Source organism: Paraburkholderia sediminicola (assembly GCF_046027825.1).
In the GTDB taxonomy this organism is placed as follows: domain Bacteria; phylum Pseudomonadota; class Gammaproteobacteria; order Burkholderiales; family Burkholderiaceae; genus Paraburkholderia; species Paraburkholderia sediminicola_D.
Genome location: NZ_JAQQDU010000012.1, coordinates 81,722 through 108,072 on the forward strand (window position 1 = coordinate 81,722; position 26,351 = coordinate 108,072).

The 26,351-nt window shown below is 62.5% G+C and carries 19 protein-coding genes; 10 read left to right on the top strand and 9 right to left on the bottom strand.

Annotated features, from left to right (window positions below):
• Positions 1 to 42: 42 nt before the first annotated feature.
• From mdlC to PQQ96_RS09160, 5 genes are all read left to right on the top strand, one after another.
• Entirely contained in the window at positions 43 to 1,662 is a 1,620-nt protein-coding gene (gene mdlC, locus PQQ96_RS09140) for a benzoylformate decarboxylase (protein ID WP_408290981.1), read from the top strand.
• Positions 1,663 to 1,717: 55 nt separating this feature from the next.
• Complete coding sequence (locus tag PQQ96_RS09145) at positions 1,718 to 3,169, top strand: aldehyde dehydrogenase (RefSeq protein ID WP_408290983.1); 1,452 nt, start codon at positions 1,718 to 1,720, stop codon at positions 3,167 to 3,169.
• 98 nt (positions 3,170 to 3,267) lie between these two features.
• The gene (locus PQQ96_RS09150; protein WP_408290984.1) at positions 3,268 to 4,200 is read left to right on the top strand and encodes a ketopantoate reductase family protein; all 933 of its coding nucleotides are present in this window, start codon (positions 3,268 to 3,270) and stop codon (positions 4,198 to 4,200) included.
• A gap of 293 nt (positions 4,201 to 4,493) precedes the next feature.
• Positions 4,494 to 5,906 carry an MFS transporter gene (locus PQQ96_RS09155; protein WP_408291058.1) on the top strand — a complete coding sequence of 471 codons (1,413 nt, stop codon included), beginning with the start codon at positions 4,494 to 4,496 and terminating at the stop codon, positions 5,904 to 5,906.
• A 62-nt stretch (positions 5,907 to 5,968) separates the two neighbouring features.
• Positions 5,969 to 7,111, top strand: a complete 1,143-nt coding sequence (locus PQQ96_RS09160) for an alpha-hydroxy-acid oxidizing protein (protein ID WP_408290986.1) — start codon at positions 5,969 to 5,971, stop codon at positions 7,109 to 7,111.
• A 179-nt stretch (positions 7,112 to 7,290) separates the two neighbouring features.
• On the opposite strand, the gene gabD is transcribed toward PQQ96_RS09160, so the two are convergent.
• Positions 7,291 to 8,751 (bottom strand): NADP-dependent succinate-semialdehyde dehydrogenase, encoded by a 1,461-nt coding sequence (gene gabD, locus PQQ96_RS09165; protein ID WP_408290987.1) that lies wholly within the window; start codon positions 8,749 to 8,751, stop codon positions 7,291 to 7,293.
• A gap of 898 nt (positions 8,752 to 9,649) precedes the next feature.
• Complete coding sequence (locus tag PQQ96_RS09170; protein WP_408291059.1) at positions 9,650 to 10,933, bottom strand: 4-aminobutyrate--2-oxoglutarate transaminase; 1,284 nt, start codon at positions 10,931 to 10,933, stop codon at positions 9,650 to 9,652.
• 121 nt (positions 10,934 to 11,054) lie between these two features.
• On the opposite strand from PQQ96_RS09170, the gene pdxR reads away from it, so the two are divergent.
• A complete protein-coding gene (gene pdxR, locus PQQ96_RS09175; protein ID WP_408290989.1) occupies positions 11,055 to 12,566 on the top strand; it encodes a MocR-like pyridoxine biosynthesis transcription factor PdxR in 1,512 nt (503 codons plus the stop codon).
• A 31-nt stretch (positions 12,567 to 12,597) separates the two neighbouring features.
• Here the strand turns inward: pdxR and PQQ96_RS09180 are convergent, their stop codons facing one another.
• The 4 genes from PQQ96_RS09180 to PQQ96_RS09195 form a co-directional block, all read right to left on the bottom strand.
• Entirely contained in the window at positions 12,598 to 13,170 is a 573-nt protein-coding gene (locus PQQ96_RS09180) for a VapC50 family PIN domain-containing toxin (RefSeq protein ID WP_408290991.1), read from the bottom strand.
• A 3-nt stretch (positions 13,171 to 13,173) separates the two neighbouring features.
• Positions 13,174 to 13,632 (bottom strand): helix-turn-helix domain-containing protein, encoded by a 459-nt coding sequence (locus tag PQQ96_RS09185; protein ID WP_408290992.1) that lies wholly within the window; start codon positions 13,630 to 13,632, stop codon positions 13,174 to 13,176.
• An 88-nt stretch (positions 13,633 to 13,720) separates the two neighbouring features.
• Positions 13,721 to 14,557, bottom strand: coding sequence for an EamA family transporter (locus PQQ96_RS09190; protein ID WP_408290994.1), 837 nt, complete (start codon positions 14,555 to 14,557; stop codon positions 13,721 to 13,723).
• 93 nt (positions 14,558 to 14,650) lie between these two features.
• Positions 14,651 to 15,577, bottom strand: a complete 927-nt coding sequence (locus tag PQQ96_RS09195; protein WP_408290995.1) for a LysR substrate-binding domain-containing protein — start codon at positions 15,575 to 15,577, stop codon at positions 14,651 to 14,653.
• A 106-nt stretch (positions 15,578 to 15,683) separates the two neighbouring features.
• Here PQQ96_RS09195 and PQQ96_RS09200 point away from each other — a divergent pair, with 106 nt between their 5' ends.
• The gene (locus PQQ96_RS09200; protein WP_408290997.1) at positions 15,684 to 16,337 is read left to right on the top strand and encodes a hypothetical protein; all 654 of its coding nucleotides are present in this window, start codon (positions 15,684 to 15,686) and stop codon (positions 16,335 to 16,337) included.
• Positions 16,338 to 16,379: 42 nt separating this feature from the next.
• Here the strand turns inward: PQQ96_RS09200 and phnE are convergent, their stop codons facing one another.
• Genes phnE through phnC form a run of 3 tightly spaced genes read right to left on the bottom strand, consistent with a single transcriptional unit; the run spans position 16,380 to position 19,144 of the window.
• On the bottom strand, positions 16,380 to 17,222 hold the full coding sequence (gene phnE, locus PQQ96_RS09205) for a phosphonate ABC transporter, permease protein PhnE (RefSeq protein WP_408290998.1): 843 nt from the start codon (positions 17,220 to 17,222) through the stop codon (positions 16,380 to 16,382).
• Complete coding sequence (phnD, locus tag PQQ96_RS09210) at positions 17,219 to 18,196, bottom strand: phosphonate ABC transporter substrate-binding protein (protein ID WP_408291000.1); 978 nt, start codon at positions 18,194 to 18,196, stop codon at positions 17,219 to 17,221. The genes phnE and phnD overlap by 4 nt, the downstream gene beginning before the upstream one ends.
• A 42-nt stretch (positions 18,197 to 18,238) precedes the next feature.
• On the bottom strand, positions 18,239 to 19,144 hold the full coding sequence (gene phnC / locus PQQ96_RS09215; protein WP_408291001.1) for a phosphonate ABC transporter ATP-binding protein: 906 nt from the start codon (positions 19,142 to 19,144) through the stop codon (positions 18,239 to 18,241).
• Between the two features lie 291 nt (positions 19,145 to 19,435).
• Here phnC and PQQ96_RS09220 point away from each other — a divergent pair, with 291 nt between their 5' ends.
• The 3 genes from PQQ96_RS09220 to PQQ96_RS09230 all read left to right on the top strand — a co-directional run bounded on the left by PQQ96_RS09220 (position 19,436) and on the right by PQQ96_RS09230 (position 26,243).
• Complete coding sequence (locus PQQ96_RS09220) at positions 19,436 to 20,470, top strand: M14 family zinc carboxypeptidase (RefSeq protein ID WP_408291002.1); 1,035 nt, start codon at positions 19,436 to 19,438, stop codon at positions 20,468 to 20,470.
• Positions 20,467 to 21,243, top strand: a complete 777-nt coding sequence (locus PQQ96_RS09225) for an alpha/beta fold hydrolase (RefSeq protein WP_408291004.1) — start codon at positions 20,467 to 20,469, stop codon at positions 21,241 to 21,243. Before PQQ96_RS09220 ends, PQQ96_RS09225 begins: the two co-directional genes overlap by 4 nt.
• A gap of 158 nt (positions 21,244 to 21,401) precedes the next feature.
• Positions 21,402 to 26,243 (top strand): NAD-glutamate dehydrogenase, encoded by a 4,842-nt coding sequence (locus PQQ96_RS09230; protein ID WP_408291006.1) that lies wholly within the window; start codon positions 21,402 to 21,404, stop codon positions 26,241 to 26,243.
• Positions 26,244 to 26,351: the final 108 nt, after the last annotated feature.

The window sequence follows — 26,351 nt, forward strand, 5'->3', positions numbered from 1 at the left end:
AACCTCGCGCTTCGGATAATGCCTCATCGACAGGAGACAGGTATGACCAGCAACGCACCCCGTTCAGACGCATCGGGACTCTCTCAACACGCAGCCTTCACCGTGCGCCACGCCGTCATCGATCTCATGCGCCGTCTCGGCATGACATCGGTGTTCGCCAATCCGGGGTCGACGGAATTGCCGCTGTTCCGCGACTTCCCGCCAGATTTCCGTTATGTGCTGGGCTTGCAGGAAGCAACCGTGGTCGGCATGGCCGATGGTTATGCGCAGGCCACCCGTAACGCGTCGTTCGTCAATCTGCACTCGGCGGCTGGCGTTGGTAATGCAATGGGCAATATCTTCACCGCGTTCCGCAATCGCACGCCGATGGTGATTACCGCCGGCCAGCAGGCCCGCTCGATTCTGCCGTTCGACCCGTTCCTCGCGTCGACGCAAGCCACCGAATTGCCCAAGCCGTACGTCAAATGGAGCATTGAACCGGCACGCGCCGAAGACGTGCCGCTGGCGATTGCGCGTGCCTATCACGTGGCGATGCAGGAGCCGCGTGGGCCTGTGCTGGTGTCGATTCCCGTCGACGATTGGGATCGCGCTGCCGAGCCGGTGCCGGCGCGCGTGGTGAGTACCGAGACGCGGCCGGAGCCGTTTGTGCTGGAGCAGATCGGTGCGGCGCTCGATGCCTGCGAACGGCCGGTCTTCGTGGTGGGCGGCGCGGTCGACCGGGCCGGCGGCTGGGATGAAGTCGTGAGTCTCGCCGAACGCCACAACGCCCGCGTATTCGTCGCGCCGATGACAGGGCGCTGCGCGTTCCCCGAAGACCATCGCCTGTTCGCCGGTTTCTTGCCGGCCATGCGCGAGAGGATCGTCGAGTTGCTCGGCGGTCATGACCTGATCTTCGTCATCGGCGCGCCGGCCTTCACGTATCACGTCGAAGGGTACGGCCCGCATCTGCCTGCCGGCGCCACACTGTGCCAGTTGATCGACGATCCGGCTATCGCGGCATGGGCGCCGACCGGCACCGCGGTGGTCGGCAATATTCGCCTCGCCGTGGCCGATCTGCTGTCCCGTCCGGCACCGAAGGCGCGCCCCTTGCCCGCGCCACGCGCCGCGCGTCCGCGCGCAGAACCGTCGCCGTTGATGTCGGTGGCGTTCGCGTTGCAGACCCTCGCCGAGGTGCGCCATGCGGACGATATCGTGGTCGAGGAGGCACCGAGTTCGCGGCCGGTTATGCAGAACTATCTGCCGTTCACGCGCAGCGGCACCTTCTACACGATGGACAGCGGCGGCCTCGGCTACGGCATGCCGGCTGCTGTCGGCGTGGCGTTGGCGAAACCCGGCGCGCGCGTCATCGGCCTGATCGGTGACGGCTCCAGCATGTATTCGATCCAGGCCATCTATAGCGCTGTGCAGATGAAACTGCCGATCACGTTCGTGATCCTGAACAATTCACGCTATGCCGCGCTGCAGGACTTCGCGCCGGAATTCGGTTTTGGTCCGACGGATCCGGTGCAAGGCACCGATCTGCCGGGACTCGACTTCGTGGCGCTTGCTGCGGGAATGGGTTGCCACGGCACGCGCGTGACCGATGCCGAACGCTTGCACGACGTTCTGCGCGACGCGCTGGCGTCATCCGGACCGATGCTGGTTGAAGTCGTCGTGGCTTGAGCTTAAGCGAGCGCTACGCCCGCATTCATCAAACTTTCCGCAGGAGACAAACACGATGCAGAGCATATCGATGCTGATCAACGGCAGCGCCGTGCAGGCGAGCAACGGCGCCACCTTCGAGCGCCGCAATCCGCTCGACGGCGAAGTTGCGACGCGTGCACCCGCGGCCACCGTCGCCGACGCGGTCGCCGCCGCCGATGCCGCGGCAGCGGCGTTTCCGGCATGGTCCGCGCTGGGGCCGAGCGAGCGCCGTGCGCTGCTGATGAAGGCGGCGCATGCGCTGGAAGCGCGCAGCGCTGCGTTCGCCGCAGTGATGGCGGCAGAGACGGGCGCGTCGGCGATGTGGGCCGGATTCAACGTGCATCTCGCCGCCGGCGGTTTGATGGAAGCCGCGGCACTCACTACGCAGATCGGCGGCGAGCTGATCCCGTCCGACGTGCCCGGCAGCCTCGCGATGGGCGTGCGTCAGCCAGCCGGCGTCGTGCTCGGCATCGCGCCGTGGAACGCACCGGTGATCCTCGCGGTGCGTGCGATTGCGTTGCCGCTCGCATGCGGAAATACGGTCGTGCTGAAGGGGTCGGAAATCTGCCCCGGCACGCACGGCCTGATCATCGAAGTCTTGCAGGAAGCGGGCTTGCCCAAGGGCGTGGTGAACTTTGTTACCAATGCACCGGCCGATGCCGGCGCGGTGGTCGAGGCGCTGATTGCGCATCCGAAAGTGCGGCGAGTCAATTTCACGGGTTCCACGCATGTCGGCAAGATTATCGCGGCCACGTGTGCTCGCTATCTCAAGCCGTCAGTACTGGAACTCGGCGGAAAAGCGCCGTTGATCGTGCTCGACGACGCGGATCTCGATGCCGCCGTGAACGCCGCCGCATTCGGTGCGTTCGCCAACTCGGGGCAGATCTGCATGTCGACGGAGCGGATCATCGTCGATGAGCGGATCGCCGACGCGTTCGTCGCAAAGCTCGCGCAGAAAGCGCGCGGCCTGCCGCTCGGCGATCCACGCAAAGGACCGGTGGTGTTGGGATCGGTTGTCGATATGAGCACGGTCGATCGCTGCAATGCGCTGATCGACGACGCGCTGGCGAAAGGTGCCACGCTCGTCTGTGGCGGCAAGGCAGAGAGCACCCTGATGCCCGCCACGCTGCTCGATCACGTCACGCCCGCCATGCGCATCTATGGCGACGAATCGTTCGGGCCGGTGAAGGGCATTGTGCGTGTGAACGGCGAAGACGAGGCGGTGGCTTGTGCGAACGACAACGAGTATGGGCTTTCGTCGGCGGTGTTCAGCCGTGATGTAGCGCGTGCGATGAATGTCGCAAGGCGCATCGAATCGGGCATCTGCCATGTCAACGGGCCGACCGTTCACGACGAAGCGCAAATGCCGTTTGGCGGCGTGAAGGGCAGCGGCTTTGGACGCTTCGGCGGGCAGGCCGGAATTGCTGAATTCACGGATCTGCGCTGGATAACGGTTCAGACTTCGCCACGGCACTATCCGTTCTGATCCCTGAGCGACGCGACGACAGAATAGACCGTTGCGTGCGACGTTTTTTCGACTACTGCGTGAGGAGCGTCCGTTTTGAGCGGGCGGCATGATCGACAATGAAAATATCGGTTCTGGGTGCGGGCGCGATGGGCTCCCTGTTTGGGGGGCTGCTCGCGCAAGACGGTCATGCCGTCTCGTTGCTCGACATCAATGCAGCCCATCTCGACGCGATTCGCGAAAGAGGTCTGCTTCTTGAGGCTCGCGAAAGCACGCGGGCCATCGCGAATCTGAGCGTCAGCAGGCCGGAGGCTGCCCGTTCGATACCAGATCTGTTGATCGTATTTACGAAGTCGTTGCACACGCGTGTGGCGTTATCGAGTCTCAACGGCATCATCGGACCAGAGACGCTTGTTCTGACGCTGCAAAACGGACTGGGCAATATCGAGTTGATCACGGAGTTCGTACCGATCCGGCAGGTTCTGATTGGCGTGACAACCTGGCCGGCAGACCTGATCGGGCCCGGCCAGGTCAGCTCTCATGGCGACGGCGGGATACGCATGATGTCCGCCGATGGCGTCGCCCGGCCGGAGGTGGACGCTATTGCTGCCGCACTCGATTCCGCCGGCTTGTGCTGCGTGGTCGATCGCAACGTCTGGGCCGCGATCTGGGAGAAGGTGGCATTCAATGCCGCGCTCAACAGCCTCTGCGCGGTGACCGGTTGTGCCGTCGACGGCCTCGGCGCGGTGCCGGATGGCCCGCAATTGGCGGCGGGCATCGTGACCGAGGTACTGGCGGTGGCACGGGCGCGGGGCATCGACGCGGATCTGCACGGCTGCCTCGCGAATGTTTCGCACGCCATTGAAACGCACCACGGACATAAACCGTCGATGCTGCAGGACGTGCTCGCCGGTCGCCGTACCGAGATCGAAAGCATCAACGGCGCGGTAGTCGCTGCCGCGCGAGAAGTCGGTGTGCCGGTCACGCATACCGCAACCATGCTGCAACTGGTTCGCCTCGTCGAGGCCCGTGCCGGCCATAGCCACCGCTGACGCGACGCGCCTTCGCCGGCCACGATGCCGCGCGCCGAGGATCAGGATAGTTGCGCGCGTTGGCGGGCAATCACGTTAAGAAGTCAGCAGTACATGACAGCTCGCAACCCGACAAGAATAGACGCCGGTGAAGGTTCACCCCCAGTCTGCCCGGTGCGAATAAATCAAAAGGAGACAGGTAATGCTTTTGCTCGCCCCACGCACACCTCGTGTGCCCTCCAGTACGACGGCTTCACTGAACGCCGTCCCGTCGACGCGGTGTGAAACAGCACCGGCTTTCCTGCCCAACGCCGCTGCATGGTGCGGCGTGGGAGGCGCACGTGAATAATCCCTCGTTGCAAACGTCGACGCCACTGGACATTGGGCGTGTTCTCGATGACGGTCCATTCAGCGCAGCACAGAAGCTGATCGTCTTTCTTGTCGCGCTGTCGATCGTCATGGACGGATTCGACGGCCAGCTCATCGGTTTCGCGATACCGGTCCTCATCAAGGAGTGGGGCATCACCCGAAACGCGTTCGCGCCCGCAGTTGCGGCCGGGCTGATCGGAATGGGTATTGGCAGTGCCTTTGCGGGCTGGTTTGCGGATCGCTTTGGCCGACGCTGGGCGCTGATCGGAAGCGTGCTCGTGTTTGGTGTCGCCACATGTTCGATCGCGCTTGCGCACAACATCGCGACGATCGCGGTGCTGCGCTTCATTGCGGGTCTCGGGATTGGCGGCGCCTTGCCGAGTTCGACCACGATGACCGCTGAATTCACGCCCGCGCGCCGGCGCACGTTCGCAGTGACCGCGACTATCGTCTGCGTGCCGCTTGGCGGCATGCTGGCGGGCTTCTTTGCGAGTGAAGTCTTGCCGCGGTTTGGCTGGCGCGGACTGTTCTATATCGGCGGAACGCTTCCGATTGCGCTGGCCGTGCTGCTGCTGTTCGCGTTGCCTGAATCTCCGCGCTTTCTCGCGCGACGCCAGGAGCGGTGGTCCGAGTTGCGCACGCTCCTCACTCGAATCGGCCGACGTACCGATACCGCAACGACATTTGCCGATCTCAGCGAGCAGAAGGTCGAGCAGCGCGCAGGCTTTTCCGCGCTCTTCGAAGGCACGCGTGCCCGTGACACCGTGGCGATCTGGTGTGCGTTTTTCATGAGCCTGCTCGCGGTGTATAGCGCATTCAGCTGGTTGCCCACCATGCTCGCCGCGGAGGGGGCGAACGTGGCGGTGGCCAGTTCAGGACTGACCGCATACAACATCGGCGGCGTGCTGGGTGCGCTCGGCTGTGCCGCGGCGATTACGCGCTTCGGCTCGCGCTGGCCCCTGCTGATTTGCTGTGCGGGAGGCGCGGCGAGCGCCCTGCTGTTGCGCGGGGTGAACGTCGGCCAGCATACCGGCCTGTTCGTTGTGGGGCTTGGCTTGCACGGTCTCTTCGTGAATGCCGTTCAGTCGACCATGTACGCGCTGTGCGCCTATGTCTACCCCACCAATGTGCGAGCGACCGGAACGGCATCGGCATTGGCGTTCGGCCGGCTCGGTGCGATTCTCAGCGCGTTTGCGGGTGCATGGCTGATCACCTCGGGTGGCGCGTCGGCATACCTGGGTCTGCTCGGCGGGGCGATGTGCATGGTGTTTATCGCGCTCGTTATGGTTGGAAATCACATTCCACGGGCACGGGTAAAGTTGGCGGTTCGTCGCGCGCAACCAGAAGTGCTCCCGTAATGACGCGCGCTGTCACAAGCGTCGCAGATCCTGTTCAACCCATTCACGCGCAGATGATGGCCATGATCTCTCGCCACCGCTTTTCCGTTGACGACTATCGTAGCGCCGCGCGGCGGCGCTTGCCAAAGATTGTCTTCGACTATCTGGAGGGCGGCGCCGACGACGAATCCGGCTTGCGGCGTAACCGCGACGCGTTCGGCGCATGGGAGTTGCGTCCACGACGGCTGATCGACGTTAGCCGGCGCGATCAGTCGACCACTCTTTTCGGAAGCCAGCTTCCGGCGCCGCTGGTGATCGCGCCGACTGGCCTGAACGGCGCATTCTGGCCTCGAGGCGACCTGGCGCTGGCCCGCGCAGCGCACAAGGCTGGGATTCCGTTTGCGCTTTCGACGGCGTCGAACATGTCGATCGAGGAGGTCGCTCAGGGCGCGAGTGGAGAATTATGGTTCCAGTTGTACGTGGTGCATCGTGATCTGGCCAGAAGCCTCGTTCGCCGGGCTCGCGCGGTCGGCTACTCGACCTTGATACTGACGGTCGATGTCGCGGTTAACGGATTTCGGGCACGGGATCTGCGCAATGGATTTGCCATGCCGTTCAGGCCGAGTATGCGCGTCGCTGTGGACGGGCTGAGCCACCCGCGCTGGCTCTGGTTCTATCTGACAAACGGCACGCTTGAGTTGAAAAACTTCGCCACTGACGACGCGTCCAGCACCGCTGCGCAAGCGGCTGTGCTGCGTCGCGAAATGGACGCCAGCTTCGGCTGGGACGACTTGCGCAGGTTGCGCGACGAATGGCCTGGGACCCTTCTCGTCAAAGGCATTGTTACGCCTGAAGATGCGGCAAGGTGTGTCGAGGCAGGGGTAGACGGTGTCGTCGTGTCGAATCACGGCGCACGGCAACTCGCCGACCTTCCGACACCGATCGACGAACTCCCCGCGATTTGCGATGCAGTTGGGGCGACCCCTGTGCTGTGCGACAGTGGCATTCGTTGCGGCGCTGACGTCATCAAGGCCGTCGCGCTTGGCGCGCGAGCAGTGATGCTCGGCCGTGCGACGCTGTATGGACTTGCGGCCGCAGGTGAGCATGGCGTGAGCGACGTCATCGAACTGCTGAAACGCGATGTCGATCGCACCCTTGCGCTACTGGGATGTCCTTCTACCGGACTGCTGGATCATAGCTATGTTGCCCGGCGCCGTCCGGTTTAGCCCGGCAGTTATCGAGTGCTCTTTGATCCAGGCGTTGAGCGGTTTGCCGTTCGGCTTCGAAGTCAGTACGGCTTGCTGCATGCCATGAGCGCGAACCAGGTGCAAGCCTGAGGGTACATGCTCACAACAGAACGGCCACGTCGGGCATGCCGACGTGGCCGTTCTGGCTTCATTTCGTTTTAGATCCCGCCGACGCACATGTACTTGATCACGACGTAATCGTCGATACCGTAATGCGAGCCTTCGCGGCCAAGACCGGATTGCTTGACGCCGCCGAACGGCGCGACTTCGTTGGAGATCAGCCCGGTGTTGATGCCGACCATGCCATATTCGAGCGCTTCGGCGACACGCCAGACGCGGCCGATATCGCGGCTATAGAAGTACGACGCGAGGCCGAATTCCGTATCGTTGGCGAGGCGGATCACTTCTTCATCCGACGAGAAGCGGAACAGCGGCGCGAGCGGCCCGAAGGTTTCGTCGCGCGCGACCTTCATGGCCGGCGTGACGTCCGCGAGCACGGTCGGTTCGAAGAAGCCGTGACCGAGCGCATGGCGCTTGCCGCCGGTGACGATGCGTGCACCTTTAGCAAGGGCGTCTTCGATATGCGATTCGACCTTGAGAACAGCGGCTTCGTTGATCAGCGGGCCTTGCGTGACGCCATCGTCGGTACCGTTGCCGACCTTGAGTTGTTCGACGGCGACGCGCAGTTTCTCGGTGAATGCATCGTAGACTTTATCGTGCACGTAGAAGCGATTCGTGCAGACGCAGGTCTGGCCGCTGTTGCGATATTTCGATGCGATGGCGCCGGCGACGGCCGCATCCAGATCCGCGTCCTCGAAGACGATGAACGGTGCGTTACCGCCGAGTTCGAGCGAGACTTTCTTGACCGTCGGCGCGCACTGCGCCATGAGCAGACGGCCCACTGGCGTCGAGCCGGTGAAGGACAGTTTGCGCACGATCGGATTGCCCGTCATTTCCGCGCCGATGGCTTTCGGCTCGCCGGTGACGACGTTGAACACGCCGCGTGGCACACCGGCGCGTTCGGCCAGCACGGCGAGGGCGAGTGCCGACAGCGGCGTGGCTTCGGCCGGTTTGACGATGATCGGGCAGCCGGCGGCGAGGGCGGGGCCGACTTTACGGGTGATCATGGCTGCCGGGAAATTCCACGGCGTGATGGCTGCGCAGACGCCGATCGGTTCTTTCGTCACGACGATGCGTTTGTCGCCTGCCGGCGTGGGGATGGTGTCACCGTTGACGCGTTTGCCTTCTTCTGCGAACCATTCCAGGAACGAGGCGGCGTAGAGGATTTCGCCTTTGGCTTCGGCGAGGGGTTTGCCTTGTTCGGTGGTGAGGATCTTGGCCAGATCGTCGGCGTTTTCCAGCATGAGGTCATGCCATTTGCGCAGGATCGTGGCGCGGTGTTTGGCGGTGGTGGCGCGCCATGCGGGCCATGCGGCGTTGGCCGTGTCGATCGCACGGCGGGTTTCGGTTGTGCCCATGCGGGGGACTGTGGCGATTGATTCGCCTGTGGCCGGGTTCTTGACGTCGAGCGTCGCGCCGTCGTCGGCGGATTGCCATTCGCCTGCTATGTAGCTTTTTGTTTTTAGAAGGGTAGGGTCTTTTAGGACTAGCGTCGGCATTTTGGTTTTGCTCCTGGGGTTCTGGATTTAGGTTTTTTGCCTGCGCGGCGCTTTTGGGTTGTGCCCTTGCGGTGTTGGCCTTTCCTTGATTTGTTATTGGTTTATTAGTGTTGCCCCTGTGCGGGGCGGCACTTACTTTCTTTGCCGCCGCAAAGAAAGATAAGCAAAGAAAGCGGGTCGAACCCCCTGCTAAGTGGGGTCCCCGCGCAGTCGCGGTAGTGGTGCATCTGGAATCCGTGCCCTCGCACATTCAGCGTGAGTGACAAGGCCGTCATACTTCCGGCGGCGCTGCGCGCGCCGAAGCGCACTTCATCAAACCATCGCCACATCCGACCACGCCACATTGCAGCGCCTCGCCGAGGCGAAGCCGAGGGCTCCCACCGCGCTCAAACGAAGCCCGCTGGTTTCCAAGGCAGACCTGTTCGCGCGAGACGAAGCCGATGGCCCCCACCGCGCCAAATGGAAGCCCGGGTTTCCCAAGCAGATCCGTCCGCGCCGAGGCGAAGCCGACGGCTCACACCGCGCTCAAGCGAAACCCCTGGTTTCCCAGGCAGCCCCATCCGCGACGCACGCAGTGCGGAGTGGGAGCTGATGAGCCCTTTGTCACTCACGCCGAATGTGCGAGAACACCGATTCCAGATGCACCACTTCCGCTACTGTGCGGGGGACCCGCTTAGCAGGGGGGGCGAGCTGCTTTCTTTTGCCTACTTTTCTTTGCAGCAGGCAAAGAAAAGTAGGTGCCCGCCCCGCACAGGGGCAACACTAATAGACCACAAAGAAAACAAGGAAAGGCCAACGCCGTAGGCACACAGACAGAAAGCACCACGACGACAAACAATTCAAGAAAAGGCCCACGCCGCAGGCAAAACAACCCAGCGCCGCGCAGGCCCAAAAACCATCAAACAGCTACAGCAACACTTTCCTTAAGCACAGCTTCCAAAATCCCCATCGCCTCATCAAAGACAGAATCCTGAATCGTAAGCGGGAACAGAAACCGAACTACGTTGGAATAAACACCACAAACCAGCAACAACAACCCACGCTCAAGCGCCAGCGCCTGCACCCGCTTGGTGAACTCAGCATCCGGCTCCGTCCCACCCGCCTTGCAGAACTCAACAGCCACCATCCCGCCCGGCCCGCGCACGTCGGCGATCTGCGGAACTTCGCTCTGAAGCGCGATCAGCTTCGCCTTAACACGGTCACCCAACACGGTAGCCCGCTCGCAGAGCTTCTCTTCATCGATGATATCGAGCACAGCATGCGCGGAAGCAACCGCCAGCGGGTTACCTGCATACGTCCCACCCAAACCGCCAGGCGCTGCAGCGTCCATCAAATCAGCACGCCCGACCACGCCCGACAACGGCATGCCGCCCGCCAGGCTCTTGGCCATCGTCATCAGATCAGGCACCACGTCATAGTGATGCATCGCAAACAACTTGCCGGTACGGGCAAAACCCGTCTGCACTTCATCGGCAATCAGCAAAATGCCATGCTCATTGCACAGCTTGCGCAAGGCACGCACGAACTCGGCCGGCGCCGGGTAGAAACCGCCTTCGCCCTGAACCGGTTCGAAAATAATCGCCGCGACGCGCTTCGGATCGATGTCGGCCTTGAACAGAAACTCAATCGCCTTCAGCGAATCGGCCGTCGTCACGCCGTGCAGCGGATTCGGGAACGGTGCATGGAACACGTCGGCCGGGAACGGACCAAAGCCGATCTTGTACGGCGCAACCTTGCCGGTCAGCGCCATGCCCATCATCGTGCGGCCATGGAAACCGCCCGTGAACGCGATCACGCCCGGACGGCCGGTCGCGGCACGCGCAATCTTGATCGCGTTTTCAACGGCTTCGGCGCCAGTCGTGAAGAAGGCCGTCTTCTTCGGATAGTCGCCCGGCGCGCGCTGGTTGATCTTCTCAGCCAGTTCAACGTACGACGCGTACGGCACGATCTGGTACGCGGTGTGCGTGAAATGATCGAGCTGGTCGCGGATCGCCGCCAGAATCTTCGGGTGACGGTGGCCCGTGTTGCACACCGCAATACCCGCAGCGAAGTCGATGAAACGACGGCCTTCGACGTCCCACAACTCGGCGTTTTCCGCGCGCTCGGCGTAGAAATCGCACATCACCCCGACGCCGCGCGGCGTGGCGGCGTCTTTACGGCTCTTCAGGTCAGCATTCTTCATGGTTATCTCCTTCGCTCCTCGGTTTTTGCGGACGCCGCGCTCAGCGCAGCACATGCAGCGACTATAATAAGATTTGGCTCTTAATTTCAGAGCCATTTCAATAAAAATATAGGAGCCAATCGTGCGCACGAGCGTTTTGTCCGACTGGCTGGCGCAACGCCTCGACCGCGGCAACGGCCAGCCGATCTATCGTCAGCTGCACCGGCTGCTGCAGCAGGCGATCCTGTCGCGCGAATTGCCGCCTGGCAGCAAGGTGCCGTCGTCGCGTCTGCTGGCGCAGGAATTGGGCATCGGGCGCAATACCGTCACGCAGGTCTACGAGCAGTTGGTGCTGGAAGGCTATGTGAGCTCGGCGACCGGCCGCGGCACGTTCGTTGCCGATAGCGCGCCGGACGAGATCGTCGGCGCGCCCGATGCCGAGACGCCGGCCGCGCCGCTCGAGTCATTGCCGCCGCCGTTGCAGGGCAGCCGCGCGTTGTCGACGCGCGGCGCGCGGCTCATCGCGGGTGCGGGTGTGTCGAAGCGGCAATGGGGCGCGTTTATGCCCGGGGTGCCGGATGTCACGAAGTTTCCGGCGCGCGTGTGGAGCCGTCTGCACAACAAGTATTGGCGCCGGCTGCGTCCGGACTTGCTGACCTACGCGCCGGGTGGCGGGCTGGCTTCGCTGCGGCACGCGTTGGCCGATTATCTGCGTACCTCGCGCTCGGTGCGTTGTACGCCCGAGCAGATCATCATCACGACCGGGATCCACCAGTCGGTCGATCTGGCTGTGCGTCTGCTGTCCGATCCGGGCGATCTGATCTGGACCGAAGATCCTTGCTACTGGGGCGTGCGCAGCGTGCTGCACGTGTCCGGCCTGCAATCCCGGCCGATCGCTGTCGACGAAGAAGGCATCAATCCATCCGCCGACGATCTCGCGCAGCCGCCGAAGCTGATGCTCGTCACGCCGTCGCATCAATATCCACTCGGCATGGTGATGAGCCTCGCGCGGCGCCGCATGTTGCTCGAGTACGCGCGGCAGAACCAGTGCTGGATCATCGAGGACGACTATGACAGTGAATTCCGCTACGGCAGCCGGCCGCTGGCATCGCTGCAAGGTCTGGATACGTCCGGGCAGGTGATCTACGTGGGCAGCTTCGGCAAGACGCTGTTTCCGGGGTTGCGCATCGGTTACCTGGTCGTGCCCGAAGCGCTGGCCGAGAACTTTGCCACTGCGAGCGCCGAGTTGTATCGGGAAGGGCAGTTGTTGCAGCAGGCGATGCTCGCGGAGTTCATCGCGGAAGGGCATTTCACGTCACATATCCGCAAGATGCGCACGCTTTACGGTCAGCGTCGCCAGACCCTGCTGGATGCCGCCGCACATCGGTATGGCGACGCGCTGCCGGCGGTGGGCGGCGATGCCGGTTTGCATCTGGTGATGCAGTTGCCCGAGGGCAGCGACGACCGCGCGGTGGCGACTGCTGCGCTGGCGCGCAATATCGTCGTGCGGCCGTTGTCGGGGTATTACGCGCAACCGGCGCTGGCGCCATCGGGTTTGCTGATTGGCTACGCGTGCGTGCCCGACGAGGAGATTGCGCCGGCGTTCAATACGCTGGCTGATGCGATCGACACGACGCTTGTGCAGTTCGCGTGAGCGTGGCCTTGAGCGTGAGTGAAGACGCTTTTCAGATCGCTACGCTGTAAGGACGGACCACTGAAACGGTTTGCGTGAGACCCAGCCCGGCAACGGTGTCGAGGTATTCCTCGACAGACTTGGGCGGGTTTTTCAATGATTGCCTGTGCTCGGCCATCGCTTCGAGAACCTTAGCCTGGTTCAGGTCGAAGAGATCAGCGATGAAGTCGTCAGGATGCTGAGCGGCCATATTGAATGTGCTCAAAGCGTCGGGAGGAAAATCCTTCAGGTTAAACGTGACGATGAGCTCCTCGCCACAGTGCACGGCGGCGGCGACCACATGTGCATCATCGGGGTCCGGCAAATCGATGGCCGGTATCAGATGCTCATAGTTGTCGACCAAAGCGTCCCGAACGTTCGCATCCATCAGGTCACGGACGCGATAGATTTTGGCGGGGTCGAGGTCAGGACGGTTTGCAATCAGATTACGTGTCCACTCGTCATGAATAGCCTGCGTCCAGCGCGCCCGGTAGAGGTCGGTTAGGGCCAGACGCATCAACAGGTTTCGTAATGGTTGGGAGTACAGAACGCAAGCGTCGTAGATAGCTGTGAAATTTGACGACATCGATTATTCCAGACCCATTTCCTGCGACAGCGCTGCGAGTTCGTCCAGCGCCTTGCGGCGTTCCGAATCGATGCGATTCTTATAAGCCATCACGTCTTCATAACGCACGCGCCGATGCGTGTTCATCTTCCGGAACGGGATCTCCTTCTTCTCCAGCAGTTGCACGAAGTACGGCCGCGACACGTTGAGAAGGTCGGCCGCTTCCTGCGTGGTCAACTCGGCGTGAATGGGGATGATCGAGACAGCATTTCCTTGGCCGATTTCCGCGAGGACGTCGACTATCAGACGGACGACCGATGTCGGCAACTCCACACTGCGCGTTTCGCCCTTGCTGTCCTTGAAGTCGAACTGTTGCGTTTCGGCGCGGCTTGACAGCACGACCGACAGATTCCGGCCGGAGATGCGGGCGAGTTCAGCCTCTTGCGCTGACGGGAGCGGCGTGGGGTGGATCGAGGTGTTCATGGCGCGATTCCTTTCGAATTCAGCATTGTAAATCGAAATAAACGAAATCGCAATAAACGAAACGGGCGCGAGCGTGTGGCACCGGGCTTCAAATCCGGATCAACACCGCCCCCAGGGTAACCAGTGCGCATGCCACGATACGCCGCGTCGTCAGCTTCTCGCGCATGAACAGCCAGCCGATCAGTACCGCGAAGATCGAGCTCAGCTCGCGCAGCGCGGAGACCATTGCGATTGGCAGATAGCGGTAGGCCTCGATGATCAGGCAATAGGCGGTGAGTGCGAGCGCACCGGACGCGATGCCCTTGAGCACCACCGTGCGGCCGATGAATAGCCCCTTGGCGCCGCCGCGCCAATGCCAGGCGAGCAGAAACTGCGGAATGTTCCAGATCAGATACACCCACATGATGTAGCTCAGGCCATTGCCCGCCACGCGCGCGCCGATTCCGTCGACCACCGAATAGGTCGCGATGAAAAGGCCAGTGAGCAACGCATACGGCACGCTTTCGCCGGAAAAACGCATGCCGCGGCGGAACGCCAGCGAGACGATACCGAGCGACACCAGCGCCACGCCGGTCGTCGCCAACGGTTTGAGCGATTCGTGCGCGAACACCAGCGCACCGACGAACACGAGCATCGGCGACAGACCGCGCGCAATCGGATAGATCTGGCCGAAGTCGCCGCTTTTGTACGCGCGGATCAGCGCCAGCAGGTAGCCGCATTCGAGTACGACCGAGGCAAAGATATATGGCCACGCGGCCGGTTCAGGCAGAGGCAGCACGATCACGCCGACCGCGCTGACGGCGATATACGGAATCGCCATCATGCCGAGCAGCCATACACGGTCTTCGGATAGATGCAGAAACGCGTTCCAGGTAGCGTGAAGCAGCGCGGAGAGCAGCACCAGCAAGACGACTATGGTGTCCATCGAAGATCAGGGAGAGGGGAAAGAAGGCCAGGGACCGGCCGCGAGTCCATGATTATTCCAGCAGAACGCGCCAATGGCCGAATCACGCTTTAGCTACAGGGCCTTTGTGGCGTCTCCGGACGCGGTCGTCGGTACGTGGCCTGCATCGCTGAACAACCAGTCGAGAAACACATTCAGTTCGCGGTCCTGCGGCGCGACGCGATACAGGCAATGAAACGGCGGCCCTTCGAGTTTGACTTCAGGAAAGAGCGCGACTAGCCGCCCGCGCTGCACGTCTTCCTCGACGATCGCGTTGGGCGCGAGCGCCACGCCGAGTCCGCTCGCGGCCGCCTGTACGAGTAAAAAGAACTGCTCATAGAAAGGGCCGCCGAGCGTTTCGCCGACCGGCACCTCCGCAGAGTGGAACCAGTACTGCCACGCCTCCGGCAAGCCCGCATAGTGCAGCAGCCGCACTTGTCGCAAATCGGCGGGCGTACGCAGCGCATCCAGTTCGCGCAGATTGGGAGAGCAGACAGGCACGGCCACATTGGCGACCAGTGGCCGGGAGTCGAAGCCGTAGCGTCGCAGGTTCGGTTCGTAGCGGCGGATGACCGCGTCGTGCGAGTCGTCGACGGGATCCGTGCTCAGGTCGTTAGGGGTAACGATCTGCACGTCGATCTCGGGGTGCAGCGCGTGAAAGCGAGCCAGCCGTGGAATCAGCCAGCCGTGCGCGAACGAGGCCGATATATTCACGCGGATCGTTCGCCGCGCGGTGGTCCCACACAATTGCGCGGTGGATTCGGCCAAACGGCTCAAACAGCTGGCGACGTCGACCAGATAGTGTCTGGCGTGCGGCGTCATTTGCAGCGTGCGCCCCTTGCGTTCGAATAGTTTTTGCCCGAGATAGTCTTCGAGCGCGCGAATCTGTTGCGTTATCGCGCTATGCGTGACGCAGAGTTCTTCGGCGGCTTTGGTGAGGCTGCCGAGGCGCCCGGCGGCCTCGAAGCTGCGCAATGTGTTCAGTGGAGGCAGGCGACGCATGAAAAGCCCTATATCCAAGTATTACTTGTATTTCTAACAGAAACTTTCAATTGAAGATATCGGCTTTGTGCTTTTACGATAGCGCTTTCTATCACTGGTCATAGCGATGGCATCACCTGTGCTGCAACGCGCCACAACCCAGTTTTTCTATTATCCGAAGGGGCGGCACCGCCCGTTATGGCGCAACGTCTGCATAAGCGCGGGTGTCGTCGCGATGCTGGGTGCATGCACAACACCGGATCCGAATGAGCGGGTGACAGGCTCGGGTGGCACCGCTGTGAAATATAGTTCGCGTCAGGTGAGCGTGGATCTGACCGATAGCGAACGCAGCGCGCTTGCGGCCATGCGGGACCACAGTTTTCCCGGTTCTACGCGTGAGCAGGCGCTGACGGCAGTCGCCGCCGCATTGAAATCGAGCGGCTACGCGCCGGTTACGGTGGAAGCGGATACGGCGCTAGTGGAGGCGGGCCGCGCCGAAGTGCTGGTGCCGAAGTGGCGGGAAGTGCTGCGTGGCGTGCTGAAAACGCGTATCGGTATGCTGCCGGCCAAACCCGATCACCAGTACACGGCAGCGCTCGTCAGCGTGCGGGCGGCTGAAGGCGGTCAAGGTGTCGTCGTGCGGGCGCGATTCGACAATACAGTGTGGGACAGCAACGGCGACGCCCGCACGAAGACTGTGCTGGCGCGGGAAGAATATGAAGCGTTCTTCGGCAAAGTCGGCGAGGCGCTCAAAGGTGCTTTGGCGCCTCGCCAGCCTTGAACCCGATAGTCAACGGATCGTGTCAGACAGAGGCGAGTTGTGTCACGTCACGCGTTCGCGCAGCCACGCGGACGCCAGATCGATCACCGTCACGACCACAATCACCATGATCATCACCGCGGCCGTCTGCGCGTAATCGAACGAGCGGATCGCCTCGTACAGCGCCACGCCGATCCCGCCCGCGCCGACCATGCCGACCACCATCGCCGAGCGCACGTTCGATTCGAAGCGATATAACGCGTACGAGATCCACAACGGCAGCACCTGCGGCAGCACGCCGTAGATGATTTCGTCGAGACTGGTCGCGCCGGTGGCGCGCACGCCTTCGGCCGGACGCGGATCGATGGCTTCGACCGCTTCAGCGAAGAGCTTGGCGAGCACACCGGTGGTGTGCACCCACAACGCCAGAACGCCGGCGAACGGGCCGAGCCCCACTGCAACGATGAACAGCATCGCGAAGACCATTTCATTGATGGCGCGGCACGCGTCCATCATGCGACGCATCGGCTGCACGATCCACATCGGCGCCATGTTGTGTGCGGACATCAGCCCGCACGGCACCGCGCACACCAGTGAGAGGGCCGTGCCCCACACCGCCACCGACAGCGTCACGTACATTTCGTGCAAATAGCTGCGCCATTCGGTGAAGTCCGGCGGGAAGAAGTCCTTGGCGAACTGGCCCATATTGCCGGAGTCGGAGAGCAGGTCGAGCGGACGCATATCGGCGCCGTGCCACGCGCCACCCAACACGGCAAGCACGGCGATCCAGCCGATGAGCGACAGCCAACTGCGCTTGCCCGCGGCCGGCGCGGTGTGACGCGCCGTCTGCGCGGCGAGCGCTTCGCCCGCGCGCGTGGGCGACGTGATCAGATCAACCGTGTTCATTGCTTGGAGACGGCGGTGTTGAGTGCGCTCAGCTTGGCATCGAGCACGGCCAACTGGGTCTTGCGGTCGTCGTCGGACAGATGCGTGTCGCTCTCGATCTTCTGCTTCTGCTGGAACAACGCGACCTGGCGGATCGGCAGCAACTGCGCATCCGACGATGCCGCGAAACCGGCGTAGCCCGTAATCGCCGCCATCACCGCTTTTTCATGCGGGTCGGTCTTGCCGTAGTTCACGAAGAAGTTGCGGATCTTGTCCTTGGTGGCTTGCGGCAGATCCTTGCGCCATACCAGCGGGTCCGACGGAATCAGCGGTGACGTCCACAACACACGGACTTGCGCGAACTTATCCGGATGCTGCTGCTTCAGCGTGTCGAGCTCCTCAGTGTTGTTGGTCGCGATATCGATCTTGTTGTTCACCACAGCCAGCAGATTCGCTTCGTGGCTCGACGGCAGCACCGCCTTGAACGACGTGTTGACCGGCGTGTTGTGCTTGGCGAACAGGTAATAGCCGGGGATCAGCGTGCCCGAGGTGGAGTTCGGATCGCCGAAACCGAGCGTGACGTCCTTCGTGTTCTTAAACACATCGTCGAGGGTCTTGAAGCGGCTGTTCACGTTGGTGATTAGCACCGACTTGTAACCGGCGTCACCATTCGCATACAGGACCTTCGCGAACACTTCGCCTTGCGCGCGATCCACCGCTTCGATCGCCGACGCATTACCGAAATAGCCGACCTGTACCTTGTTAAAGCGCATGCCCTCGATAATGCCCGCGTAGTCGGTCGCGAAGAACGCTTTGACGTTCAGGCCGGTTTGCTTGTTCATGTCGGCGATCAGCGGCGCCCAGCGCTCTTTCAGCACGGAGGAGGAGTCCGTCGAGATGATGCCGAGGTTGAGGTCTTCGGCTTGTGCAGTGGCGACGCAGGCGAATGCGGCCGCGCCGACGGTCAGCGTAATCAGTGAACGCAAGAATTTCATCGCTTTGAGATCCGGTTGGGTGAACAGAATGGGTCGGCTCGCCTAGTTGGCGTGCGCAGGATTGAGGGCGAACGCGTAGCGCGTCGAAGCGGGTGTGGCGTCTTGCGCGGGTGCGCCGGTTTCGATGCCGCCAGCGTTGTCGCCGGCAGGATTGGCCGCGCTATCGGCGGCGGCTTCATCGAGCAGTTCACGGGCGTCATCGCCATAGAGCTTCTTGAGCAGGGCAGGGCTCAGCGCGGCGGAGGGGCCGTCGTAGACCACCTTGCCGCGGCGTAGCGCAACGGTGCGCGGGCAATACTGCATCGCGATGTCGACCTGATGCAGCGACACCAGCACGGTCAGTTGATGCTCCAGATTCAGCGTGCGCAGCATCTCCATCACGCGGCGCGACGACTCAGGATCGAGCGAGGCGATCGGTTCGTCGGCGAGCACGATGCGCGCGCGTTGCACCAGCGCTCGCGCCAATGCCGCGCGTTGCTGCTGGCCGCCGGAGAGGTTGGCGGCGCGTTCGCGCGCATGGTCGCCAATGCCGACTTCATTGAGCGCAGCCATCGACAAGACTCGCTCGGAGCTCGGAAAGCGTCCGGTGAGGCGGCGCCACAAAGGCAGCCGCGCGAGTGCGCCGATCAGCACGTTGCTCTCCACGGAGAGCCGGTTCACCAGATTGAATTGCTGGAACACGAAACCGATATCGCGCCGAATGCTGCGCACTTCTCGCACGATGCGGCCGTTCTGCTGGATCGGCCGGCCGAGAATCGCGATCTGCGACGGCTGCGCATCCGAGGCCGTGAAGCCCGCGATATGCCGCAGCAGCGTCGATTTTCCCGAGCCCGAGGCACCGATCAATGCCACCATTTCACCCGGCTCGACGCGCAGATCGATCTCGTCCAGCGCCTTGCGGCCGTTTGTGAACGTCTTGCTCAACCGTTCGATACGAATTGCTTCCATAAGTACCCCTTGATGCATTCGGCCATCGCCGGCATGTGTGGGGCTCATTCTAGGAAGCGTCTGTGACGGTTGAGTGAAGGCATCGCAACGTCTAGACGACTATATCTCTATGTGTCTTTTTTGCGTCGCCAGGATGGCAAACAGAAGTCATTCGCTCGAATCAAAAGTGACGCCCGTATGACACGATTTGCATGGGGCGGGGTCGGATGCGCATGATCGTCTTTAGCCAGGCTATATTGCGTCATTCGGTGTGCCGTCCCCAATAACCTTGCAGTTCCTTTCGATGTCGTCATGCAGCCTTTGAGTTTTCTTCCCGACAGTTTTGCGGAGTACGAAGATCTCAAGTCGATCCTCGACCAGGGCAGCGCGAGCTTCGAGATCCGTTCCGTCTGCGAGACGACGGTGCGTGGCCGGCAATTCGCCGTGCACACCGCGAGTATCGGTTCGACCGATCCGCTCGCGCCGGCGATCGGTTTTTTTGCCGGCATTCACGGGCTCGAACGGATTGGCTCGCAACTCGTGCTCGACTACATGCGCGCGTTGCTTGCCCGGCTGGAATGGGATGAGTTGCTGGTCCGGCAGTTGCAATCGATTCGTCTGATCTTTATGCCGATCGTCAATCCGGGCGGCATGTGGGCGTCCACACGCGCTAATCCCAACGGTGTCGATCTGATGCGCAATGCGCCACAGAATGCCGACGAACGCGTACCGCTGCTGGCCGGCGGCCAGCGGGTGGGCGCATGGCTTCCCTGGTATCGTGGCCATCAGGGCGCGCCGATGGAGCCGGAGGCGGCGGCGCTTCTGCGGGTGGTCGAAACCGAAATGGCCGCGCGCCCTCTGAGCATCGCACTCGACTGTCACTCGGGTTACGGCTGGCGCGACAGCATCTGGTTTCCTTACGCGCGCACGCGCAAGCTGATGCCGCATCTGCCGGAAATGTACCTGCTGAAAACGATGTTCGAGCGCGCGCATCCGCATCATGGTTACGCGTTCGAACCGCAGAGTCACCAGTATCTGTTGCACGGCGATCTGTGGGACTTCGCGTACGACCGCGCATCGCCGCCGAACATCTTTCTACCGATGACACTCGAACTCGGTTCGTGGCTGTGGATCAAGAAGAATCCGCGCCAACTGTTTTCGCGGCAGGGCATGTTCAATCCGGTGAAGGCGCATCGCACCGCACGCGTGCTGCGGCGTCATGCGAATCTGCTCGATTTCCTCGCGCGCGCGGCGTACTCGTCTCAACGCTGGCTGCCGCAAGGCAATCATCGCGAGCAATTGCTGCAAAGCGCGATCGACCATTGGACCCAAACGGAAGCGTCATGAGCACGTGGATTCTGTTACGTGGACTGACGCGCGAAACACGCCATTGGGGCTGTTTGCCTCGCTTGCTGCGCGAGGCGATCGGCACGGATCGCGTGTTGCTGCTCGATCTGCCCGGCAACGGCGAGTTCGCGCACCTGCGCGCGCCGGATTCGGTAGAGGATATGGTGGGCTTCGTGCGGATTGCTGCGCTGCAAACCGGCGCAACCGGTCCCTATCGCGTGCTGGCGATGTCGCTCGGCGGCATGGTGGCGACCGACTGGGCGCAACGGCATCCCGGCGAGCTCGAGCGGCTCGTGCTGATCAATACCAGTATGCGGCCGTTCAGCCGCATGCACGAACGCCTGCGTCCATCCGCATGGCCGGGTCTTCTGGACGTCGCGGCACACTGGCGCGACGCGCCGCGCGCAGAAAGCGGCATTCATCGGCTGACGTGCAATCAGGTCGAAACGCTGGGCGCCGATCTCGATGCATGGAGCGACATTCGCCGGAGCGCGCCGGTGAGCCGGGGCAATGCATTACGGCAGCTTTGGGCTGCCGCGCGCTTTCGTGCGGCTGCGGCGAAACCGTCCTGCCCGTTGCTGATTCTTTCTTCGCGCGCCGATAAGCTGGTCAACCCGGTGTGTTCGGCGAAGCTCGCGGCGGCGTGGGGCGCAACGCATCACGAGCATCAATGGGCCGGTCACGACCTGCCGCACGACGACCCGGCGTGGACCAGCGAACAGGTTCGCGCCTGGCTGAGGCAAGCACCCGGCGAGCCGAAGGCCGCGCTTTGAACGGGCGGCAGCGTAGCCGGCGGTGCGTCAAACGGCAGCGGGTATAACCTGAGTGGGCTCGCGCATCGCTTTCCGGGCGGCAGGTGCATAATCCCCGTTCAGACGATGCATGCGAATCAAGCGATAGTCGCTATTGCCGCCCGCCCGGGGAGTTGATCATGCAAGCAAAGAATGAAGAAGCCGTCACGCACCTCCTGAACGATGTCGTCGAATTTGCGCGTGGACGCCTGCCGGAGCCGACCTTCAAAGTCGTCGAGCCTTTCCTGCGGCACTACTACGATTTCGTCGACGCCGACGATCTGCAAAGCCGCGCGATCGCCGATCTCTACGGCGCGGCGCTTGCGCACTGGCAAACCGCGCAGCGCTTCGTGCCCGGCAGCGAACGGCTGCGCGTCTACAACCCGATACTCGAACAGCACGGCTGGCATTCCGATCACACGGTGATCGAGATCGTCAACGACGACATGCCGTTCCTGGTCGATTCGGTGTCGATGGCGGTCAACCGCCTCGGGCTCGCGCTGCATTCGGTCGTGCATCCGGTGTTTCGCATCTGGCGCGGGCCGGATGGCAGCATCGTGCGCGTGGGCCAAGGCGCTGAAGATGCCGCCGATGCGGGTTCGCAGCTAGCCTCGTTCATTCACTTCGAAGTCGACCGTTGCGGCGACGCAGCGAAACTCGACGCATTGCGTGACGAGATCGCCAAGGTGCTGCGCGACGTGCGCGCCGCGGTGGAAGACTGGCCGAAGATCGTCGAACTGGCGCGCACCACCGTCAAAGGCATGAAGGCCGGTGAGGCTGGGCCGGAAAGTGTCGAGGCCCGAGCGTTCCTCGAATGGATGGTGGCCGACCATTTCACCTTCCTTGGCCAGCGCGATTATGAATTGGTGCAGCACGGCAGTGGCTTTGGCTTGCGCGCGGTGCCGGGCTCCGGGCTCGGCATCCTGCGCGACGATCTGCGTCCTGCCGGCGCGGCCGAAGTCACGCCGTTGCCACCGGCGGCCGCCGATATCATCTCCGGCTCGTCGCCCATTTTCCTGACCAAGGCCAACTCGCGCGCAACAGTGCATCGGCCGGGTTATCTGGATTACGTCGGCATCAAGCTGACCGGTGCGGACGGCAAGACGATCGGCGAGCGGCGTTTTATCGGCCTGTATACGTCGACCGCGTATCTGGTGTCGGCCTCGGAGATTCCGATCGTGCGCCGCAAATGCGCGAACATCGTGCGACGGGCCGGTTTTCTGCAGAAGGGGCACCTGGCCAAATCACTGGTGACGGTGCTCGAAACCTATCCGCGCGATGAACTCTTTCAGGCGGACGAAGACCAGCTCTACGATATCGCGCTGGGTGTGCTGCGTTTGCAGGAGCATCAGCGCACGCGTCTGTTCGTGCGGCGCGACCGCTTTGACCGCTTCGTGTCGTGTCTCGTGTTCGTCCCGCGCGACAAGTACAACACCGATCTGCGGCAGCGCATTGCCAACCTGCTGGTCGATGCGTTCAACGGGGAAAGTGTCGAGTTCACGCCGCTGTTGTCGGAGTCGACGCTCGCGCGTATTCACTTCGTCGTGCATGCGAAGCCGGGTGGCATGCCCAACGTCGATACGCGTGAACTCGAAGCGCGGCTCGTTCAGGTCTCGCGCCGCTGGCAGGACGATCTCGCTGACGCATTGCTCGACGCATTCGGCGAGGAGCAGGGCAACCGTCTTCTGCAACACTATGCGGATTCGTTTCCCCCGGGCTATCGTGACGACTATCCGGCCCGTACTGCGGTGCGTGATATTGAACTGATCGAACGCGTGCAGGGCACCGAGCGGCTCGCCATGAACCTGTATCGCCCGATCGAAGCGGGGCCGCGTGCGTTTCGTTTCAAGGTTTATCGTGCAGGGTTGCCCATTGCCTTGTCGCGCAGCTTGCCGATGCTCGAACATCTCGGTGTGCGTGTCGATGAGGAGCGGCCTTATCTGATCGAAGCGCTCGACGCCACGCCTGCGTGGATTCACGACTTCGGCCTCGAACTCGCGGACGATGCGGAGTTCGATATCGAACGCGTGAAGGACCTATTCGAAGATGCATTCGAACAGGTGTGGACCGGCGGAATCGAAAGCGACGATTTCAACCGCCTGGTGTTGCGCGCGCAACTGAATGCGCGCGAGGTGACGATTCTGCGTGCTTATGCCAAGTACCTGAGGCAAGTGGGGTCGACCTTCAGTGACGCCTATATCGAACGCGCGGTCACCGGCAATCCGGCGATTGCCCGCATGCTGGTGGAGTTGTTCGTAGCGCGCTTCGACCCAGTACTGGGCGATACGCGGGAGGCTCGCGTCGAGAGCTTGTTGAAGACGATCGACAGCGCGCTCGATCAGGTGCCGAATCTCGACGAGGACCGGATACTCCGGCAGTTCCTCGGCGTTATCAAGGCCACGCAGCGCACGAACTACTATCGCTTCGACGCCGACGGTCATCCAAAACCCTATCTGTCGTTCAAATTCAATCCCGCGCAGGTGCCCGGTTTGCCCGAGCCGAAGCCGATGTTCGAGATCTGGGTGTACTCGCCGCGGGTGGAAGGCGTGCATTTGCGCGGCGGCCGTGTCGCGCGCGGCGGGCTGCGCTGGTCGGATCGGCGTGAGGACTTCCGCACGGAAGTGCTCGGCTTGATGAAAGCGCAGATGGTGAAGAACGTGGTGATCGTGCCGGTCGGCTCCAAAGGTGGTTTCGTCGTGAAGAATCCACCGTCGCAGACCGAACGCGACGCGTGGATGCGCGAAGGCATCGCCTGCTATCAGACGTTCTTGCGCGGCCTGCTGGATGTGACCGACAACCTCGCGGGCACAGCGGTGGTGCCGCCACCGGATGTCGTGCGGCATGACCCCGACGATCCCTATCTGGTGGTGGCCGCCGACAAGGGCACCGCGACGTTCTCCGACTACGCGAACGCCATCTCACAGGAGTACGGTTTCTGGCTCGACGACGCCTTTGCGTCGGGCGGTTCGGTCGGCTACGACCACAAGAAAATGGCGATTACGGCGCGCGGCGCGTGGGAGTCGGTCAAGCGGCACTTCCGCGAAATGGGCGTCGATACGCAAGCGACCGACTTCACGGTGGTCGGTGTCGGCGATATGTCGGGCGATGTTTTTGGCAACGGCATGCTGCTGTCGCCGCATATCAAACTGCTAGCCGCGTTCGATCACCGGCATATCTTTCTCGATCCGAATCCGGACCCAGCGGCAAGCCTTGCCGAGCGTGAGCGTCTTTTCATGCTCGACCGGTCGAGTTGGGCGGATTACGATCCGTCGATGATCTCTGCCGGAGGCGGGGTGTTTCCGCGTACTGCCAAGACGATTCCGTTGTCTACGGCGGTACAGTCTGTGCTCGGTATCAGCGCCCCGGCGCTCGCGCCCACTGAGCTCATGCGCGCGATTTTTCAGGCGCCTGTCGACCTGCTCTACAACGGCGGCATCGGCACCTATGTGAAGGCGAGCCGCGAAACGCATCTGCAGGTCGGCGACCGCGCCAACGATGCGATCCGCGTCAACGGTGCCGATCTGCGCTGCAAGGTTGTAGCGGAAGGCGGCAATCTCGGTCTCACGCAACTCGGGCGCATTGAATTCGCGCAGCGCGGCGGCCGCATCAATACCGATGCGATCGACAACTCCGCCGGTGTCGACTGTTCGGACCACGAAGTCAACATCAAGATTCTGCTGGGCCTGGTTGTTTCTGACGGCGAAATGACTGAGAAGCAGCGCAATGCACTGCTCGCGGAGATGACCGATGAAGTCGGCCTGCTCGTCTTGCAGGACAACTATTACCAGACCCAGGCCCTCTCGATTACCGGCCGCTACGGCGTCGAATTGCTCGACGCCGAAGCGCGACTCATGCGTTACCTCGAACGTGCGGGCCGGCTCAATCGCGTGATCGAGTTCTTGCCGAGCGATGAAGAAGTCGCCGAACGCCAGGCCGCGAAACAAGGGCTGACCACGCCTGAGCGCGCGGTGTTGCTGGCCTATAGCAAGATGTGGCTGTACGACGCACTGCTCGAATCGTCGATGCCGGAAGACCCGCTCGTCAGCGATATGCTGATCGAATACTTTCCGAAGCCATTGCGGCAGCGCTTTAGCGAGCCGATGCAACGCCACCCGTTGCGGCGCGAAATCCTCGCGACGCATCTGACCAATGCGCTGGTGAATCGTGTGGGCTGCGAGTTCGTGTATCGCCTGATGGAAGAGACCGATGCGCAGCCTGGCGACATCGTGCGGGCCTGCATCATGGCGCGCGACGTGTTCGATCTCGACGACGTGTGGCGCAGTATCGATGCGCTGGACAACCGTGTCGCCGACGATGTGCAGGCGCGCATGTTCGTCGAAGTGGCGCGGGTCGTCGAACGTTCGGCGCTGTGGTTCCTGCGGCAGATGCAATCGGGGGCGGTCAGCGACGGCGACGTCGCTGGTTTGCTCGCACGCTGTCGCGACGCGGCGCAACGCCTCGCGCCGCAATGGCCCGCGCTGCTGCCGAGCGCGGATCTCGAAGCGCTGTCCGAGCGGCAACGCGTGCTCGTGGACGCCGGTGTCGATAGCGAACTGGCGGTGCGAATTGCCGGCAGCGATATCTCGGCGGCTTTGCTCGACATTGCCGAGGTGTCGTCGACCTGCGGGCGCAGCCTCGAACTTGTGGCGGGTGTCTACTTCGCGCTCGGCACGCTGCTGAACTACGGCTGGATCAGCGAGCGCGCGTCCGCACTGTCGGCACCCACGCACTGGGACATGCTGGCGCGCGCCACTGCGCTGGCCGAGTTCGCACGCCTGAAACGTGCCTTGACCACGAGCGCGCTGACCGGCGCCGATGAGGCGTCCACGCCGGATGCACTGGTTCATACGTGGCGTGAGAAACGCGTCGCCCAACTGGAGCGTTATACGCGCCTGCTTGCCGATCTGCGGGCCACGGGCGGCGCGAGCTTGTCGATGCTGCTAGTGATCGTGCGCGAGATGGCTGCGCTCGAAAGGGCATAACACAACGGACGGCGGGCGACGGTAGAGGTGCGGCATACGTTACGGAACCCGGCGAAAAACGGCGCCGGGGTTGGACGCATGCCGCCTGGCATGTCCATAATACGGACC